1 pseudogene is annotated in these 588 nt (G+C 39.1%); it reads right to left on the minus strand.

Annotated features, from left to right (window positions below):
• Positions 1-103: 103 nt before the first annotated feature.
• A pseudogene (locus tag ACTNA4_RS16110) lies at positions 104-493 on the minus strand (Arm DNA-binding domain-containing protein); the annotation flags it as partial.
• Between the last annotated feature and the right edge of the window lie 95 nt (positions 494-588).

The raw sequence follows: 588 nt of genomic DNA on the forward strand, positions 1-588 counted from the left end.
ACGGCTTAGATAAAGCATTACGCGAGTAAACTCGCATAAGCGGTTCCCGCAAGTCCGGACAGACGGTTTCCCGTCTGCCGGATTTGCGGTGTTACCGCACAGGAATATTCACATAATTTGGGCTGTAGTTTTTTGCCAGTTTTAATTGCCAGTTTTGCACATGAATTGGCTCAATTTTGTCAGTATTCATCTTATAGAAATAGGAAAAGTGTTTTTCAATGGTAGCATACCTGTTCTTGTATGTACTTTCTTTTACCTGGGTTTTATACCAGGGAAGATAAATCTTCTGAATAAATTTTTTGAAAGTCACTTCCTCTTTCTTTTCCGTAAGCTCATCTGGTGTAGACAGAATAAGCTTTGAATATTCTGCCCGAGCCTCTTTCTTTGTTGCAAATCCACTGCGATATTTTTGTATTTGTTTCCCAGTTACAGGGTGTTTTCCTAAATTCGCTCTGAAATAATAGGTTCCGTTAGTTGCGTAAGCGCCAAATATTAATGCGGTCAGATACAAAATTACCCCAGCCCTTTGCGAGTTGGAGTAATTCACTATAATTCACATGCGATTTTTGATAGATTGGAGTTTTTCAC

The sequence above is a fragment of the Bariatricus sp. HCP28S3_A7 genome (assembly GCF_052066375.1).
GTDB lineage: Bacteria > Bacillota > Clostridia > Lachnospirales > Lachnospiraceae > Allocoprococcus.